The 1,450-nt window shown below is 70.6% G+C and carries 3 protein-coding genes; 2 read left to right on the forward strand and 1 reads right to left on the reverse strand.

Annotated features, from left to right (window positions below; all coding sequences use genetic code 11):
• Nucleotides 1–601, reverse strand: a 601-nt coding sequence (locus tag ACM2XV_RS15205) for a TetR/AcrR family transcriptional regulator (RefSeq protein WP_487027550.1), incomplete at its 3' end; no start/stop codon positions are given.
• A 112-nt stretch (nucleotides 602–713) separates the two neighbouring features.
• Here ACM2XV_RS15205 and ACM2XV_RS15210 point away from each other — a divergent pair.
• Both ACM2XV_RS15210 and ACM2XV_RS15215 read left to right on the forward strand, forming a co-directional pair.
• Nucleotides 714–1,283: a DUF308 domain-containing protein gene (locus tag ACM2XV_RS15210; protein ID WP_487027551.1), complete on the forward strand. Its 570-nt coding sequence runs from the start codon at nucleotides 714–716 to the stop codon at nucleotides 1,281–1,283.
• Nucleotides 1,280–1,450, forward strand: a 171-nt coding sequence (locus ACM2XV_RS15215; RefSeq protein ID WP_487027552.1) for an FAD-dependent oxidoreductase, incomplete at its 3' end; no start/stop codon positions are given. The genes ACM2XV_RS15210 and ACM2XV_RS15215, both read left to right, overlap by 4 nt.

The raw sequence follows: 1,450 nt of genomic DNA on the forward strand, positions 1-1,450 counted from the left end.
CGGTCGTCGCCCCGGCGGCCGCGACGATCGAGGTGAAGGCGGCGCCCAGCGAGTCCCCGACGGTGGTGGGGTCGCCGAGGTAGCCGTTCACCATGGCCCCGTCGCGCAGGAGCATCAGCTGGCGCGCCGCGGAATCCACGTCGTCGACGCCGGCTTCGGCGGCGATGGCCGCGAACTGATCCTGCGTCCAGCGCCGGTGGGCGTCGACGGCACCGCGCACCGGGTCGGCCGGGTCAGAGTACTCGGCGGCCGCATTGATGAACGGGCACCCCCGGAACCCCGGGCTGCAGCTCGCGGAGCCGATGCCGGTGGCGAGCGCCCGCAGCGAGGCGACCGGGTCTCCCTGCCCGCGAGCCCGCTCCATCCAGCCACGCTCGGCGGCGGCCTGCGCCTCGAGGTAGGCGACGACGAGGTCGCCCTTGGTGCGGAAATGGCGATAGAAGGTGACCTTCGTGATGCCGACCTGCTCGATGATGCGATCGGCGCTCGTGGCGCGGATGCCCTGGGCGTAGAAGAGCTCGGTCGCCGCCTCGAGGATGCGCGCGCGGGTGCCCGAGGCGGATGCCGCCCGCGTCGTTTGCGCTGCCGTGTCGGCGCTCATGCCCCGCTCCGCTCTCTCGAACTGTTGCACCAGAGCTGCGAACAGCCTATCGTTGCCCATGTAGACGAACTAGTAACTCTACATCGTCGCTCGATCCGAGAGAGGAACCACCATGACCACCCCGAGCACGGGCACCGACCCGCGGCTTGCCGCCTTCCTGCGCCGCCTGTACTTCTTCCGCTTCGCCTTCGCCGTCGTCTGGGCGGTCGTCCTGATCCTGACGGCGCACCTCGGCGCGCCCCTGCTCACCGTGCTGGTCGTGATTTATCCGCTCGTCGACGCCGCGTCCGTGCTGTGGCAGATCCGATCGGAAGGGGCGGCATCGCAGCCCCGGGTGACCGAATGGATCAATGTCGTCGTCAGCGTGCTCGTCGCGATCGCCCTCGGCGTGACCTCGGCTACGTCGGTCGCCGCGGCGCTCACCGTCTGGGGCATCTGGGCGTTCCTCTCCGGCATCACGCAGCTCCTGACCGCGGTGATCCGTCGCCGCACGGGCGGCCAGGTGCCGCAGATCCTCAGCGGCGGCATCTCGGTGCTGGCCGGCGTCTCCTTCTTCCTGCAGGGCCTCCAGGGCGCGAGCAGCATGAGTTCGGTGGGTGGGTACGCCATCCTCGGCGGGGTCTTCTTCCTGATCTCGGCGATCCGCCTCAGCGTGCTCGTGCGTCGGGCGGCCACGGCATGACGGACGCAGGGGCGACCGGCTTCGACTATGACCTCGTCGTGATCGGCGCGGGCCCCGTGGGCGAGAACGTCGCCGACTACGCGGCCCGGCGAGGCATCCGCGTCGCGATCGTCGAGGCCGAGCTCGTCGGCGGCGAGTGCTCGTACTGGGCGTGCATGCCCTCGAAG

Source organism: Gryllotalpicola sp. CP2-P1 (assembly GCF_057512245.1).

What these genes read in the sequence shown, in the direction of transcription:
- ACM2XV_RS15210 (WP_487027551.1), top strand. Translation starts at nt 714, where the DNA reads ATGACCACCCCGAGCACGGGCACCGACCCGCGGCTTGCCGCCTTCCTG.